Annotated in this window: 17 protein-coding genes; 6 read left to right on the forward strand and 11 right to left on the reverse strand. The window is 30.3% G+C overall.

Translation table 11 applies throughout. The annotated features are described in order from the left end of the window. Positions 1 to 5 precede the first annotated feature (5 nt). The gene (locus tag DEA20_05005; GenBank protein ID HBS48526.1) at positions 6 to 581 is read right to left on the reverse strand and encodes a dCTP deaminase; all 576 of its coding nucleotides are present in this window, start codon (positions 579 to 581) and stop codon (positions 6 to 8) included. 321 nt (positions 582 to 902) lie between these two features. Here DEA20_05005 and DEA20_05010 point away from each other — a divergent pair, with 321 nt between their 5' ends. The 6 genes from DEA20_05010 (at position 903) to lptC (ending at position 6,428) form a co-directional block, all read left to right on the forward strand. Further along, the gene (locus DEA20_05010; GenBank protein HBS48527.1) at positions 903 to 1,610 is read left to right on the forward strand and encodes a hypothetical protein; all 708 of its coding nucleotides are present in this window, start codon (positions 903 to 905) and stop codon (positions 1,608 to 1,610) included. Positions 1,611 to 1,827: 217 nt separating this feature from the next. Next, positions 1,828 to 2,586: a polysaccharide deacetylase gene (locus tag DEA20_05015; protein ID HBS48528.1), complete on the forward strand. Its 759-nt coding sequence runs from the start codon at positions 1,828 to 1,830 to the stop codon at positions 2,584 to 2,586. A gap of 51 nt (positions 2,587 to 2,637) precedes the next feature. Continuing rightward, complete coding sequence (locus DEA20_05020) at positions 2,638 to 4,329, forward strand: hypothetical protein (GenBank protein ID HBS48529.1); 1,692 nt, start codon at positions 2,638 to 2,640, stop codon at positions 4,327 to 4,329. Between the two features lie 17 nt (positions 4,330 to 4,346). Continuing rightward, positions 4,347 to 5,159, forward strand: a complete 813-nt coding sequence (locus DEA20_05025; protein HBS48530.1) for a hypothetical protein — start codon at positions 4,347 to 4,349, stop codon at positions 5,157 to 5,159. A gap of 116 nt (positions 5,160 to 5,275) precedes the next feature. Then, the gene (locus DEA20_05030; GenBank protein HBS48531.1) at positions 5,276 to 5,863 is read left to right on the forward strand and encodes a 3-deoxy-D-manno-octulosonate 8-phosphate phosphatase; all 588 of its coding nucleotides are present in this window, start codon (positions 5,276 to 5,278) and stop codon (positions 5,861 to 5,863) included. Positions 5,864 to 5,870: 7 nt separating this feature from the next. Continuing rightward, a complete protein-coding gene (gene lptC, locus DEA20_05035) occupies positions 5,871 to 6,428 on the forward strand; it encodes an LPS export ABC transporter periplasmic protein LptC (protein HBS48532.1) in 558 nt (185 codons plus the stop codon). Here lptC and DEA20_05040 read toward each other — a convergent pair. From DEA20_05040 to DEA20_05085, 10 genes are all read right to left on the reverse strand, one after another. Next, positions 6,403 to 7,074: a hypothetical protein gene (locus DEA20_05040; GenBank protein HBS48533.1), complete on the reverse strand. Its 672-nt coding sequence runs from the start codon at positions 7,072 to 7,074 to the stop codon at positions 6,403 to 6,405. The genes lptC and DEA20_05040 overlap by 26 nt on opposite strands. A 3-nt stretch (positions 7,075 to 7,077) precedes the next feature. Then, positions 7,078 to 7,566 (reverse strand): hypothetical protein, encoded by a 489-nt coding sequence (locus DEA20_05045; GenBank protein HBS48534.1) that lies wholly within the window; start codon positions 7,564 to 7,566, stop codon positions 7,078 to 7,080. Then, a complete protein-coding gene (lspA, locus tag DEA20_05050; protein ID HBS48535.1) occupies positions 7,556 to 8,032 on the reverse strand; it encodes a signal peptidase II in 477 nt (158 codons plus the stop codon). Before lspA ends, DEA20_05045 begins: the two co-directional genes overlap by 11 nt. A 10-nt stretch (positions 8,033 to 8,042) precedes the next feature. Next, on the reverse strand, positions 8,043 to 10,388 hold the full coding sequence (gene pheT / locus DEA20_05055; GenBank protein HBS48536.1) for a phenylalanine--tRNA ligase subunit beta: 2,346 nt from the start codon (positions 10,386 to 10,388) through the stop codon (positions 8,043 to 8,045). A gap of 85 nt (positions 10,389 to 10,473) precedes the next feature. Further along, positions 10,474 to 11,061, reverse strand: a complete 588-nt coding sequence (locus DEA20_05060) for an aminoacyl-tRNA hydrolase (protein ID HBS48537.1) — start codon at positions 11,059 to 11,061, stop codon at positions 10,474 to 10,476. Between the two features lie 28 nt (positions 11,062 to 11,089). Then, positions 11,090 to 12,016, reverse strand: coding sequence for a hypothetical protein (locus DEA20_05065; GenBank protein ID HBS48538.1), 927 nt, complete (start codon positions 12,014 to 12,016; stop codon positions 11,090 to 11,092). A gap of 8 nt (positions 12,017 to 12,024) precedes the next feature. Continuing rightward, positions 12,025 to 13,107 carry a UDP-3-O-(3-hydroxymyristoyl)glucosamine N-acyltransferase gene (gene lpxD, locus DEA20_05070; protein ID HBS48539.1) on the reverse strand — a complete coding sequence of 361 codons (1,083 nt, stop codon included), beginning with the start codon at positions 13,105 to 13,107 and terminating at the stop codon, positions 12,025 to 12,027. A 12-nt stretch (positions 13,108 to 13,119) separates the two neighbouring features. Next, positions 13,120 to 13,674: a hypothetical protein gene (locus DEA20_05075; GenBank protein ID HBS48540.1), complete on the reverse strand. Its 555-nt coding sequence runs from the start codon at positions 13,672 to 13,674 to the stop codon at positions 13,120 to 13,122. A 114-nt stretch (positions 13,675 to 13,788) separates the two neighbouring features. Then, positions 13,789 to 15,384: an ATPase gene (locus DEA20_05080; protein HBS48541.1), complete on the reverse strand. Its 1,596-nt coding sequence runs from the start codon at positions 15,382 to 15,384 to the stop codon at positions 13,789 to 13,791. Further along, positions 15,381 to 16,022, reverse strand: a complete 642-nt coding sequence (locus DEA20_05085; GenBank protein ID HBS48542.1) for a hypothetical protein — start codon at positions 16,020 to 16,022, stop codon at positions 15,381 to 15,383. Before DEA20_05085 ends, DEA20_05080 begins: the two co-directional genes overlap by 4 nt. Positions 16,023 to 16,026: the final 4 nt, after the last annotated feature.

A 16,026-nucleotide genomic window follows, 5' to 3' on the forward strand; every position in this document is an offset into this window, starting at 1 on the left:
CTTTTTTACACGCAAGGAAGAGTTACACCTGTTTGCTTCATATATTTGCCTTTTCTGTCGGCATAGGAAACTTCACACTCTTGAGTTGCTTCAAAAAATATTACTTGAGCGATTCCTTCGTTTGCATAAATTTTGGCTGGGAGGGGGGTTGTATTTGAAATTTCTATTGTTACATGTCCTTCCCATTCAGGTTCAAAAGGGGTTACGTTTACGATGATTCCGCATCTTGCATATGTTGATTTACCAAGGCAGATGGTTAAAACGTTACGTGGAATTTTAAAGTATTCAATGCTTCTTGCAAGCGCAAAAGAGTTTGGAGGTACGACGCAGACATCTTTTTTGATATCGATAAAAGACTCAGGAGTAAAACATTTAGGATCTACGATAGAGTTAAAAACATTGGTAAAAACTTTGAATTCATCTGCTACGCGAATATCATATCCATAACTTGAAAGTCCAAAGCTGACAATTTTATTTTGTCCTTGTGTTTCTGATTGTCTTACTTGGCGGTCTTGAAATGGATGGATCATGCCGTGCTGTAGAGCCATTTGGCGAATCCATGAATCAGGTTTAATGCTCATTAAATTTCCTTATTTTTTTAATTTAAAAAATATCCAGATAATTTTAACATTTTAAATCTGAATTAATATTTTTTTATCATTTTTATTATCTAAAAGTTAAAAAATATTGAATTTACTTATAAAACTGCGAAAATTAGTAAAAAACACCCTTGACATTCTATTTGAAATATATAAGATAGGTTATATGTATAAAAAATTATCATCTGAAAATTGCAAATTTGCAATTTTTATCAAATTTATTGTAAAAAATCATCAAAATATGCGAAATTATAAATTCAAGACAATTAAGCTTGAACAGTTTTTTAGGGGGAGTAATAAAATATGAAATTTAAAAATCAAATAAAAGCTATTATTTTCGACATGGATGGAACCATTTTGGATTCTGAACATGTTTGGGGTGAAGCTATAAAATCAGTTCTTACAAATCATAATGTTATTTTAAACCCTCATCATGAAGAAGTTGTTTTCAAAAAAATGTCCGGCACTAGCTTAGAGGCATGTTTTAAACAACTTAAAGAAATGTTTAATTTGTCAAAAAGTCATATTGAACTTATGGAGGAATGTAAAAAACATTCAGCTTCAGAGTTTGCTAAAGGTGTAAATTTCATTCAAGGTTTTACATCTTTTCATATGCAGCTTCAGTCTTATAATATCCCATCTTGTATAGCAACCAATTGCGATCCTGACACCTTTGTAAAAATTGAACAAAGAATGAAATTATCCAATTTTTTTGGTAATAAGATGTTTAATATATCACATGTAAAAAACCCAAAACCATCTCCAGAACTTTTCTTATACTCAGCGGAACAATTAAATGTTAAGCCGCATGAATGTGTGGTTTTTGAAGATTCACTTTTTGGGTTTAAAGCTGCAAAAGAAGCTGGCATGAAATGCATAGGTATTAAAAATGATAAAAATACAGAACTTTTACATCATGTCGACCATGCGATTGATAACTATGATTTCGCAAAAGAAATATTAAATAAGATAGCTATGGATATTTTGGAAAATTCTAAAAAAATTAAATAATTATCTAAATTGAGCTCGCAGGTTGCGATACATTTTTGTTAAAACAAAAACACTCTCCGCGGGCAGATCAAAACTAAATTACCGTCCCTAGTGGTTTTTTAAAAAATATAATTTTTGAGTTAATTGTATCGAGGGACAAGTTTTTAAATTATTGCGTTAACTATTTTCAATTTTTAAATTGAAGTAGTTGGCGCAATTTTTTTTTAAAGGAGTTTAGATGAAAATTAGATTGTTTGTCTTAATTATAATGTTCTATAGTACAAATTTAGCGTGTCTAAATAAAACGGTTTTAGAGCAGCTTGCGATAAAGAAACCAACTGAGTGGTCTGAAACCGTTAAAGGTGTAAAGAAATTTTTGAATACTAACAAAAAAGTTGTAGCTTTAACTTTGGATGCATGTGGTTCTGCAGGCGATAGCTTAGATAATCGAATTGTTGATTTTTTAATTAGCAAAAAAATACCTGTTACATTTTTTATTACGACTAAATGGATTTTAAAACACCCTGAGCATTTTAAACGATTACAGCAATATCCATTTTTCGATTTTCAAAATCACGGCTCACTCCATAGACCTTGCTCAATAAATGGAAATTCCGTGTACGGTATAAAAGGTACTGAAAATATAGAAGAAATAATTGAAGAAGTAGAAGATTCGGCCGTTATGCTTGAGAAATTAATTGGTCATAAACCTAAATTTTATCGATCAGGAACTGCGTTTTATGATGATGTTGCTGTTGAAGTTGTGAATGAATTAGGGTATGAAGTTGTAGGTTTTGATGTTCTTGGTGATAGGGGGGCAACTTTTTCAAAACAAGAAGTAATTGCTGCATTTTCTACCGCTAAAGTAGGTTCTATAATAATTGCCCACGCAAACCGTCCGGAAAGAGATTCTGGGGAAGGTATTCCTGAAGCGATTGAGAATTTAATAAATTCGGGCTTTAGTTTTGTTAAGCTTAGCGATTATGAATTATGCTAAATAAATGGTTTATAGAATTCTTGTGGTATTTTTTTATTTAAGGAATTTTAGATGAAAAAGTTTATTTGGATTTTTTCTTTTTTGGTAATTTCTTTAATTGTTTATAATCGATTTTTTTATATTGATACACAGTCGCCGCAAATTATTTTACAGACAATGACGCTTCGTGAAAAAATTGGGCAACTTTTTATGACTAGCGCTATTTCTTATCCTGCAGAAAATCCATTTGATAAGGTCACAATTGAAAGATTGATTAAGGAATATAATATAGGAGGTATAATGTTTTTTTCTGGAACTCCTGTAAGTCAGATTAAAATTTCAAATTATTACCAATCTATTTCTAAAATTCCACTTTTATATGCTCAAGATTGTGAATGGGGACCATCAATGAGACTGATAAATGTAATTAAATTCCCTAAAAATTTTACACTTGGTGCGCTGCGGGATAATAGTTTGATTTATAAAATGGGTATGGAAATAGGACGACAATGCAAGTTGCTTGGAGTTAAGCTCAATTTCGCGCCAGATGTTGATGTGAACAATAATCCTCAAAATCCGGTCATTGGTATTCGTTCTTTTGGTGAAGATCCTATTGTAGTTGTGGCTAAAGCATATGAGTATATTCAAGGTATGTTGCAGTACGGAGTTATGGCTTGTATAAAACATTTTCCAGGTCATGGAAATGTTGTGTTAGATTCGCATTTAGATCTTCCAACTGTTTTTTCTTCATACAATGAGATTCAAAATATGGAGCTTTATACTTTTCGAGAACTTTTCAAAAAAAATGTTTTTTCTGTTATGACAGCACATTTGCATATTCCAGCTCTTGATTCAAATTCAAATTTGCCAACATCTCTTTCTCCGTTAATCGTTACCGATTTGTTGCAAAATCAAATGGGATTTAAGGGATTGATTATAACAGATGGACTTAGAATGGGTGGTATTAGGAAAACGTTTAATGCGGGTGAAACTGCTGTTAGAGCATTTTTAGCAGGTAATGATATTTTGCTTTTTTGCGATTTATTGAATCGTTTTGGCGAGCCGCCGCATCTAGATGAAAATATTGCAGATATAAAGCAAGGGGTAGATGCGATCGAAGTTGCTGTGAAAAATGGAACAATTGCAGAATCAGAAATTGATAGAAGAGTGCTTAAAATATTGTCTGCAAAACAATCTATTGGGCTTTTCAAAAATAGATTTGTCGACGAAAATATTCGGCCGGAAGAGTTTTACTCTCAAGGTGCCATGAAATTGAAACAGGATATTTTTGATAATGCTGTTACTTTGGTTAAAAATGAAAATCAAATGTTACCGTTTATCGCTGCAAAAGATAATTTAGTAGCATTTATTTCTTTGGGTTTGAAGCCTGGTAGCGAATCTATTTTATTTAAAAATTTAAATGAAAAAATGGTTTTATCAGATGTTCGAAATAGCGATACAGTGATAGTTGCTCTTTATGGATTAAATAATATATTTACCGATAATTTTGGTGTTCGAGAAGAAGTTTCAAAATTTATAGAATCTTTACATAGAGAAAATAAAAAAGTAATTTTGATTCTATTTGGGATCCCTTATGCATTGAAATTTTTTGGCAAAGAAGATGCGATTTTAGTCGCTTATGAACAGGAAGTAGAAGCGGAAATTGCAGCTGCAAAAGTGATTTTTGGAGAAATTGCACCAAAAGGTAAATTGCCAGTTACAGCATCAAAAGAGTTTGGAATGGGAATCGGTTTAAGTTTTTAAAAAGGAGATTTTTTATTATGTTTTATTATATTTATTCAGAGTTAAAACAAGGTTTTAAACTTGCAAGTCAAAGTCTTGAAATGAGTCTTAAAAATTGGAAAAAAGTAACAACTTTTAATATGGCTTTAATTTTTGCTTTTTTGGTGGTGGTTGCAATTTTTTTCTTGTTTTTTAAAGTTTTATCATTTGTGATTGATATTGAAAAAATAGAATTTATCTTATCAGGAATTATATTACTTATTTGTATTGTTTATTTTGTTGCAGAGTTGATTTTTTCCAAAAAGTTAGATGATGGGGAAAAGAACTTTTCTACGTTGGACGTTTTTGAATTGACTATAAAATTGTGTAAAAATAAAGAATTTTGGAAGTTAATGTTAATTATGATACTTGTAATCCTTAGCAGTGCGGGATTGCATATTTTAATGCAAAATACAAGTGTTATTTTTCCGAGGTTTTTGCTTTTTACTTTAATCATAACGGTATTATTTTTTTTAATAATAAATTTTTTTGCACTAAATTTTATTGCAAATTATTCTTTTCCTTATAAAAAATCTTTAGTCAGAGGCTGCATTGCTTTTAAAAAGAATTTGATTAAATTCTTAGGCATTTTAAGTTTTGTCTTTGTATTTTTATTTTGTTTAATTTTTTTAGGAACAATTTTATTTACTTTAGGATCATTATTAGTTCCTTCTGGTAAAGATCTGGTTAAAATGCTTGCTTTTAGTTTGATACCGATTGCTGCTATTTTTTTATTTGTGATTTCTTTTATTATTTTGGGTGCCAAATATATTCTTGTAATAAAAATTTGCAAATCAGTTGATACAGAATAATTGTTAAATTTATTGAAAAAGACACGGTTTTTGGCCGTGTCTTTTTTTTTTGACTTTTTTACTCTACTCTTAACAAATAGGTTAAATAAAAATTTAAAAGACTTTAGTAGGATTTTATGGAAAATCGAGATTTGATTTGGTTCAAAGAAATTCTTAAAAATCAGCAATTTGTTGAAAGGTTAAAGAAAATCAAATTGGTTATTACCGATGTTGACGGATGTTTGACCGATAACAAAATTTATATGCTTGCAAGAGGCGAAGAGGTTAAATGTTACAATGTTTCAGATGGTCTTGCTACTAAAAGAGCTTCAACAAATAATCTTTTGAAAATTGCATTATTGTCTGGGAAAAATGGAAAATCGGTTGAGCTTCGTGCTAAAAATCTTGGAATTCCACAAGATCTTATTTATTTGGGATATGAGCTTAATAAACTTGAAATGGTAAAAAAAATACAAGAAGAACAAAATGTGTCCAAAGAAGAAACTTTATATTTTGGCGATGATGTACCAGATATAAGTGCCAAAGATGGTGTTTCGCTTTTTATTTCACCTTCAAATGTGATGTTTTACATTAGACCTCATGCAGATTTGATAATTCCAAAAGAAGGTGGAAGCGGTGCTTTTAGATTGCTTTTGGACCTTGTTTTGTTTGTACAGAAAAAGCATTTTGCACAAAATTTAATCGAAGATATTTTAGAGAGCTAATTTAAAAATGAAAAAATATATTATCTTTTTACCTGTTTTTATTTTATTAATTTTTGCTTTTGTGAAATACAGATCAATAAATAAAAGTAATGAAATTATTCAAAATAAACAGCAAGAAGTTAATGAGGTTGTTGTAACAGCTAAAGATATTTCTCTAAAAGAGTTAAATCCACAATCTTTAAAAGGGTGGCAGATAAATTCTAAGAGTGCGCAATTTTATAAAAATCAAAATGAGATCGTTTGCAAAAGCGTTGCATGCAATTTGCTTACAAAAGATGATCAAGCAGCTTTTTTAAATTCTGATAAAACTGTGATTAACTCCAAGACTAAAGATATTTTTATGCAGGGAAATATTAATGGTAGCTTCAATGGTATATCACTTTTGGGTGAAACATTTAGCTATAAATTTGATAAACATATTATTTCCAGCAAATCTGATGTAACGCTGAATCATTCTAATTTTCAGTTGAAATCAAAAGAAACTTTTATAGATTTAAAAAACAAGAAAATTGTTTTATCTGGAAAAGTTGAGACTAGTTTCAGCATGCTCGGCAAGCAACGATAGCCATAACGTTTTCAGGTTTAAGAGGCAAGATAACTTTCGCGGCGCTTTTAAGTGTCGAACCACTAGTGCAAAGATCATCTACAAGCAGTATCTTTTTATCTTTTATCAATTCATTTGGATTTTTAAAAAAGAAATTTTTAATCGTGAATGCATTTTTGACGTTCTCTTCTTTTCGGTCGCCTGAAAGTGTTGATTGGAAAAATGTTTTCTTTTTGCGTTTCAAAAGCTTAAGCATTGGAATTTTTAAATTCCGGCTTAACTCTTTTGCGATTAATTGTGATTGATTAAATCCTCTTTTGGAAAATCGCGTCCAGTGGAGAGGGACAGGTACGATAAAATCAAATTCAAAATTTTTTACAGTGCTGAATTCTAAGATAAGTTTTGCAAGTTGTTTGCTTGCTATAACATCATCATAATGTTTTTTTAAAACTAATTTCTTTACTGGAGGGTTATAAGCAGCAGCCGCAAGAACGCGGAGTGAATGTTTTTCTGTAATTTTAAGATTTATAGAGGTTACGTATTGGACAGATTTTTTGCATTCGCTGCAAAAAATAGAATCATGCAATATTGGTACATTGCATTCAGCGCAAAATTTGGGATAAAAAACATTTAAGATATTAAAGTTTTGTAAAAAGTTTTTGAGCATTTGTTAACCGGCATTGCAAGCCAAAATTATAGATAAAATTATGTTAATGAAACCGCCAAAGATAATGCTAATCAAAAAGTGTCCAGATGCTTTTGGCAGTTCTTCTATTTTTTTGAAAATATCGATTAATAAAATTATTGGCTGGAAAAGTATTAATAAAAAGTATATTAAAAATCCAAGAATTATTAGTTTCCAATTAGCAAGTGCAAAAGGAAATCCTGCGAAAGCGATTATAATACTTATTGTTTTTAAAACGATTAAAACAGAGATGTGTTTTTCGCCTAATATTTCGCTAGCTTTTTCTAAAATTATAAAAATAAAGAAAAAGAATATGACGGTTGAAAAATAGAAAAAGTTTTCAGAAAAATGATTGATTAATCTGCCCACTAAAATTATCGGAATTCCAAGTAAAGAGGCTAAAATGCCGCTACCAAAATGTTCACCCATGTAGTTTAGGGTTGCTATTTTATAGCAAATATTTTTAAGACTCATTTTTAAATCCTTCTTTTAGCTCTCGTGCAAAGATTATAAATAATCCAACAAATATAAATGTATCAGCGAGGTTAAATGTTGGCCAGTGGTATGTCTTTACGTATGTATCTATAAAATCTATAACTCCATGGTGAACAAATCGATCTAAAATATTTGAAAGAGCTCCTGCTAATACTAAAATTTCAGGAGTTATATCAAAGTTTTTTTTATATCTCCAAAATAGGTAGGTTGCAAAAAATATTGATATCAAAATTATGATTGAAGAAACGATTAAAAATAGGACTGTTGAATTTGAATTAAAAGTTCCAAAAACTATTCCGCGATTAAAAATTAGACTTAAGTTTAATCCGGGGAATATGTTTATTGAATTGTTAATAAGATTTTTAATCGCCCAAAGTTTGGAAATTTGGTCTATTAAAAAAACGGAAGTAAATAAAGACAAATATAAAAAAAACTTTTTTTTCATCAGTTTCCTTTTAGCGTAAGTTTAATCCTTTTTGTTCCATTAATTTAATGGCTTTTTGTCGCACCGCTTCAATTTCTTCTTTTTCTAAAGTTTTTTCGGAACTGTTTAGTAGTATTCTAAAAGCAAGCGCTTTTTTATCCAGCCAATCTGATTTTTCAAAGAAATCGATAAGTTTTACATCAGTGACTAGAGGATCTATTTCTTTTAAGGATTTTTCAATTTCACCTGCAGATATGGTAACTGGAACTATAAAACTTAAGTCGAAAGATGATTCTTGAAATTTTGAAAGGGGCGAATATTTTATTTCTTTAGATTGAGTTGTTAATAAAAAGTCACCGTCGATTTCAAAAATAAACGCTTCACTTTGTGGAATTGTTTCTAAATTGGCTAAAACCATCTTATCAGCCATTCCTGCAAATCCGATTACTTTATTTTCATAATGGATTTCTGCTGTTATGTTTGGATTTAGGGCAAAAATATTTTGAGATGATTTTTGCCATGAAACTGTTAAGCCTAAAATTTCAAACATTTTGCTAAGTTGATATTTGAATTCGTAGAAGTCGACCGGTTCTTTTTTGTGAAAGAATATTCCAGCAAGTTTTTTTTGTTCTATTGGAGCATTTTGATTATCTATTTTCCACGTTCTACCAAATTCGAAAAAATAAAGTTTGTTTTCTATTAAAATATTTTCTTTTATGTTTTTTAGTAGATGTGGTATCAGCGTGGTAACTAGTCGTTTGTTATTTTCAGAAACGGGATTTAAAACTTCTACCGTTTTTACTTTTTCTGATGGGTTAAATTTGATTTGTGATAAGAACTCTTCATCAAACATTGCATAGTTTTGTTGTTCGATCATGTTTGCGCTGCTAGATAAATAGTTTTTGATTTTTCGTAGTTTTAGAAGTGGTGTTAAATCGTATTTGTTTCTAAAAAAGATAGGTTGGGTAGGTGTAATTTTTTCGAAACCATAAAAGCGAACAACTTCTTCTAAAATATCTTCTTTTTCTTTTATATCTTTGGCAGCTCTAAATGATGGAACTTCAATTTGATATAAATCATTTTTGATTTCTATTTTAAAACCTATTTTTTCTAAGTTTTTAATTACCAACTCTTTGCTGATGCTAAATCCAGATTTGTCTTCTAAATATTGATGAGATAGGGAAATAATTTTCTTTTCTAAAGGTTTACCAACGACAATCACAGGATCGGTTGCTTCATATTTTAAATTTATCTGTTTTGCTAATTTTAAAAATCTTAAAGTTGCTGCAGTTATTTGATTAGGATCTAAAGTTTTTTCAAATCTTGCAGAGCTATCAGTTCTTATTTTATGTCGAACTGCAGTTTTACGAATTGTGGCTGCTTCAAAGTGGGCTGATTCTAAAAATATAGAATTTGTTTCTTTACAAATTGAGGCATATTCTCCGCCCATAACGCCAGCAAGAGCCATTGCTTTTTCACTGTTTGCGATAACAAGATCTTCACTTGTTAATGTTAATTTATTTTCATCGAGCAATTTTAGAGTTTCGCCATTTTTTGCCATGCGAATTATAATTTTTTTGCCTAATATTTTAGAACTATCAAAAGCATGCATAGGTTGTGACCAGTCAAGCATTACATAATTGGTTAAGTCGATTATTGAATTAATTGGTTTTGTTCCAACTTTTAGTAAACGACTTGCCAAAAATAAATTGGAAGGTTTGTTTTCGATCTGTTTTATATGAAGTCCTGAAAGTCTATTGCAAGCTTTTGTTGCTTTGTTTTCGATAGATATTGTGCTATGAGCGTGATCGTCGAATTGTTCGATTTTATGTTTTTCTAAAAGCTTATTTTCGTCATGGATAAATTCTAAATCTAAAAATGCTGCGATTTCTCGTGCGAATCCTCTATGTCCCCACATGTCTGGACGGTGAGTTATTGATTTATTATCCACTTCTAAAATTATATCTTCTGTTTCTATTTCTTTTTTCCAATTTTTTATTATTTCTTTATCCGTTGCATCGAAAGCAGGAAGGTAACCATCGCGCTCTGCAGATAAATCTTTGAATGTTGCAAAATCATTTGTTTTTAAATTAATAAGGAAAAAGCAGTTTTGATGGTTTGATGTATTATGGCATGGACTGAATTTGTTGAGATTGATTGAGATTTCTTTTTTTAAATTAGCAGCAAGGAGGGTAACTTTTTGATTATCGATAGACTTTATAGTAGCGGCTTCTAAATCTGATAAATCAATTGACAGGTGATGAAAGTTTTCTATTTCTGCCGTTTTTTGATTGAATTGTTCAATCAATTTTTTGATATCATTTTTTTTCCAATCAGAATTGATATGATCAAAAATCCAAGAGATAGAAACTTTCATGATTTTCTCACCATTTTTTTATAAAAATTTAAACAATATTTTTATTACAAGTTACAATTAAAAATGCCCCAAAATAGCTGTATCGTCAAATATTTTCTAGTAAAAAATCTTTTATCATTTTTGTTGAGTTACTGATTAATTTTGTGACTTCAATTTCTTCAATAGGAGAAAAATTTGAAAGCACATATTTGGGAACTTCATCCTTGTCGGTAGGTCTATCAACTCCAAAATAAAATCTCCAAAAATCACCACCGATGGAACTTATTATTGATTTTAACCCATTGTGTCCTTTGGAGCTTCCATCAAATTTTATTCCGATTTTGCCTAATTTTTTTTCGATTTCATCATGGATTACCAAAATTTCTTGTGCATTTATTCCGCGTTTTTGTAAAAAAGATAAAACTTTTCCAGAATTATTCATAAATGTTTGCGGTTTTATTAAATAAACGTTTTTGCTGGGAGAGTATAAAAAACCTTCATTATTATTTTGCGAATTTAATCGAACTTCTGCAAAATCCAAATTTTCTGCAGGCTTCCAAGAGGCATCCAGTTCTTCTGCCAGTTTTTCGATAATTCTAAATCCGATATTGTGCCGGTTTTTAGAATATTGTGATCCTGGATTTCCAAGACCAATAATTGCTTTAATATTTATTTTTTCATTGTTTTTTAACATATTTATTTACACTTATTTTTAGATTTTTTTAGAAAAATGATTTTAATTGTTTGACTAAAAGATCATTAATCGAGGTTATAAAAAATTTTGAACTTTCCGCTCTTGATACAGGTAATACAGAATTTGTTGTTACAAATGTTTCGAAGTTACTGTTTTGGATTAATCCCAAAGCGTTATTTGATAAAATTCCGTGAGAAAAACAGCCTATTATTTTTAGAGCTTTGTGTTTTAGTAAAATATTACATGCATTTATTGCCGTCTGTGCCGTGTCTATAATATCGTCTATCAAAACAACGGTTTTATTTTCGACGGTTCCATTCAGTTTTACGGCAACAGGGTGGTCAGGACCTATTCTTTTTTTTGTTACATGAACAAAATTTAAATTTAATTTTTTAGCAATTCTTTCAACCCGATTAACTCCTCCTGCGTCGGGGGATGCCAAAATTAAATCATTTTTATTTAAATAATTTTGTGAAATAAATTCGATCCAAAGTTCATCCAATTTTATTTCATAAATAAAATTTTTGTAAAATTCTAGCGTTATTGGTGAATGAATATCACAGACAAACATTTTATTTACACCGATTGATTTTATGACCATTAAAAATGTTTGAAGCAATCCTAAATCTTGGTCTGAAAACCCCTTTTCTTGGCGAGAATATGGTAAGTAAGGTATTAATAAATTTAATTCAAAAGTATCAGTTTTTTTTATAGCGTTTAATGTAAAAATTAAATCCAGGATCTGATTATTTATAGGGTCATTTTTATAAGAAAATTGGTGAACAAACAAAACTTGCTGATCTTTGAATGATGGAAACTTTTTTAAATTTAAATTGGTTTCGCCATCTTCGAAGTGACTTTTTTTTAATAATGTTAAATTGGCCGAATATGATTTTGCTATGAAGGATGCAAGAAGGCTACATTCTTCATAAGCCACTATTTCTGTAATCACAATTTATCTCCTTAAAACCATCTAAAAAATTTTCGAATAAAAGATTTTTTAGTAGTTTTTTCTTTTTCAAGGATAGATTGCAACTCATTAGCTAATTTGACCATTTTTGGTAGTTTTGATAAGGAAATTGTTAATCGTTTCCATTCATTAAATTCGATAGCGGGCATTCCGGCAACGATTGCACCATCTTTTAAATCTTTTAGAATTCCACTTTTCGAAATAATTTTTACGCCATTTCCAATTTTTATGTGATCTTTTATTGCTACCTGTCCACCGATTTGACATCCCATTCCGACAGTTGCTCCGCCAGCTATTCCTGTTTGTGCAATGATTGCAGTGTGGGCTCCAATTTTTACATTGTGTGCAATATGAACAAGATTATCTAATTTTACCCCATCAGAAATTATTGTTTCATCAAATGCTGCTCTATCGATACAACAATTGGATCCAATTTCTACATGATTTCCAATTCGCACGATTCCGATTTGCGGAACTTTCCAAAGACCATTTTTTCTAGGTTTATAGCTATACCCATCAGAACCTATAACTGATCCACTATGAATAATTGTATTATTACCGATAATGCATCGGTCTAAAACTTTTACCCCAGGATAAAAAATAACATTTGTACCTATTTGGCAATTTTTACCGATAAAAACATTACTATGAATTATAGAATTTTCACCGATAGAACAGTTTTCTTCTATAGTTGCAAATTGTTTGATAGTGACATTTTGTGCAATTTTTGCTGTTTTGTGAATGCTTGCAAGTGGTGAAATTTCACAAGAACAATTTTTGTGTTCAATGAAATTTGTTAATTTTTGAAAAGCTGCAAGAGGATCTGAAACGATCAAGAAACTTTTTTCTGGAGTCCATGCCTTGCTTGCTATGATTAATTTTGCGTTGCTTTTTTTTATCAAATCAAGTGACAGTGGATCAAAAACAGAAGCATCTTCATGATCTAAGAAAATAGATAAATCATTTTCGGACGCTGTTTCAAGCGATTTAATTTCTTCTATCAAAAAATTAGGATCGAGGGTTGTTGTACCCTCGATCAAATTTGACAGCTCATTAATTGTTAAATTAATTTTCATAAAGCTTTATTTTTAATGGGTTGCAGGTTTAGCAGTTTTAGCTTTTTTTGCACTGTATTCACTATCAGCCATTTCTGTTACTTTTGCAGTTAAATCTATTTCAGGAGCTATATCAAGTACAGCATCGGAACGCGTATTTAAAAGAATGCTACCTTTTGCTTCTCTAAATAATGATCGAGCAATTTCTTCATGTTTCATAGAAATTATTTGAAGCTTTGTGTTGTGTTCTGCTTTAAGATCTTCTTCTTTTCCTGTTCCAAGCCTGTCTAGTTGACGCATTTCTCTGTTAAGATCTGCTTGTTTTTGAATAAATGCTTCAGGTGTTAATAAATTTGCTTTTGCTTGGCTTTCGAATGCTTTGCCTTGTGCTTGTATTTTTTGAGCTTTGTCTTTGAGTTCTTTTTGAGCTGTTTCCTTCTTTTTTTCAAGTTGAGTTTCAACATCGCGAGCTTCTTGGCTATTTCTAACTGATGCTTCTACATCAAATCCATAAATTCCTGTATTTGCACAGATGAAAGAGCAAGTTAAAAGTGTTGAGCTTGCAAGACCTAAAATTAGTTTTTTCATATCTAAAATCCTTCTTTATAATTTTAAAACTTATTTCATCATTCTTCTAAAAAAGAAGCAAAAATAGCATATATTCTTTAAAAGTTATCGTCAATTTCGAATATCACTAAATATTTAAAATATTTCATCAATTGTCTTTTTTATATCCATTAAACTTACTGAAGTTGTAAGTACTTTATATAAATCCTGATCATATTCACGAGTTTTTATAACTATTGGCATTGGTACAGCATGTCCCATTAGAAGCGCTTGTTTTTTTGTATCTAAAGTTGCAAGGACGCCTCGTAATTCTGAAGAATTTGAAGTTCCGCAAAGAACTGATTGAATATCTTTTTCATCGCTGAGTAGGGCAACTATTTTGGTGCCGATTTGTGACATTATTTCTTGGTCAATTCCGGAAGGTCTTTGATCGACTATAAGTAATGAAACATAATATTTTCTCATTTCACGTGCAATGATACCAAAAATAGTTTGTCTTGCGGTTTGAGGATTTAAAAATTTATGAGCTTCTTCGATGGTGATTACAAGTTTTTGTGGTTCATGTTCTTTTTGCATAGAGGAGAGAAATTTTTCAGTTTTTTTTACATAAACTTCATGAATTCTTCGCGTAATAATGTTTGAAACGAGTAGATAGCAAAGCATCGATGCATGAGTGCCAAATTCTAAAATTACGTTTATTCCTCTGTCTAAATTTTCTAAAAGTTTATTGATAACAGATTCATCAACTTTTTTTTCTGTTAAAAAAGGAAAACTTTCAAGGCGGCGGAGTTTTCTGTAAAGAGCGCTGAGCGATTCGGCATGAGCTCCTATTTCTTCCGCAAATTCTTTTAAGCAATCACCTTTTGATAAAAGGACTGAAAGCCATTGATTTCTGTATTTGCTTGAAATTAAATATGCAGCTTCGATAGCAGTTGGGTGCAGATTTAATTCATCCTGAAGAGACATAACATCATCAACGCGGATATCTTGATAATTTAATAAAACTTCGACGTCTGGATTTCCGCCACGTCTTCGAGTTGAGGTTGGATCTAGGGAGAAAATAGAAACTTTATTAGGGAATAATGTTTTTAAACCTTTAACAAAAGATTCGCCGCTTCCTTCTTTTCTTGCTTGAAGTCCATATTCACTATGCATATCAAAGATCAAATTAACTGCTTTTTCATTTTTTATTAAAGCTGCAAGTATAAGCCTGGTGAAAAAAGTTTTTCCTGTTCCTGTTCGACCAAAAATTCCATTACTTCTTTCGACTAAAAGATCAAGATTTATACAAACTGGTGTGTTCATATCAAGTGGGGTTCCTATGTTGAAATATTTATTGCTTATTTGTTCATCACCAAAAATATCATAAACATCTTGCTGCGTTGCTTCATAAACCGGCGTAAAATGCGGAGGAACAGTTTTTACAGGCATACGATTTTTTGCTTTGTCGAGCATAAGCATCGGTCTTAGTTGGACCGTGGCATAAATATCTCTTTTTTTTAGTTGATCTAGTAGAAGCGATTCTTTTTCAGATGGTGGAAATAGTAAAATATCGGGGTTTGTTACTTTTAGTTCCAGGTTGGTTATAAGTGAAAAAAACGTATAATTTTCTCCAGGTATTGAGATAAATTTTCCTGTTTTTATGTTTTCGATAGCACATGCCGGTTCGAGGCGCATTGTCAAACCTTCGATAAGCGATCCAGATAGAATGTGTCCAATCTTTTTTTTCATATTTTTCTTTTAGCTGAGATGGTTGTTAATAATTCTAATATTTTGATGTATTGTTCATCAATTAATTCTAAAAAAGAAATTTGTATGGTGGGCGTTAATGAGAGGCGATTTATTTTTATTTGATCTTTTTTTATACGATGAAATTGAAGAGCTAAAAAATGATTATTTAAGTTAAATGTTTTTTCTATTTTTGAAATAATTCTGTCAAATAAAATTGATGAAATATTTAAAAGATTAGATCTGTTATGTTTATATTTGTTTTGTAAAAATTCAAAAGTCATTTCAAATATTTCCAAATATTCAGTTGCTATACGTATGTAGTTATATTTATTTATTTTTGCATTTAACATGACATCAAAAATATAATGTCCTTGCTTGTCAGTTTCTTCAATATTTGCTTCATGATCTAAAAGTAATTTTAAAATATCCAAATTTCCAAGCGATGCTGCATAAAGAAGATAGGGCCTATGGTTTGTTAAGGGTTCGTTTATATCAAAATCTTCAGGAGAATTTGTGAAAAAAAAATTTAATTCTTGAATCTTATTTTCCTTGATTAATAGGCATAAGGTAGCTTCATATTTTGAGGCATTTAAAAAGGTAAAAGCTAGTAACAAAAACAATAAAATTTTTTTGAACATGATT

The organism is Candidatus Dependentiae bacterium (assembly GCA_003511165.1).
Taxonomy (GTDB): domain Bacteria; phylum Babelota; class Babeliae; order Babelales; family UBA12411; genus UBA12411.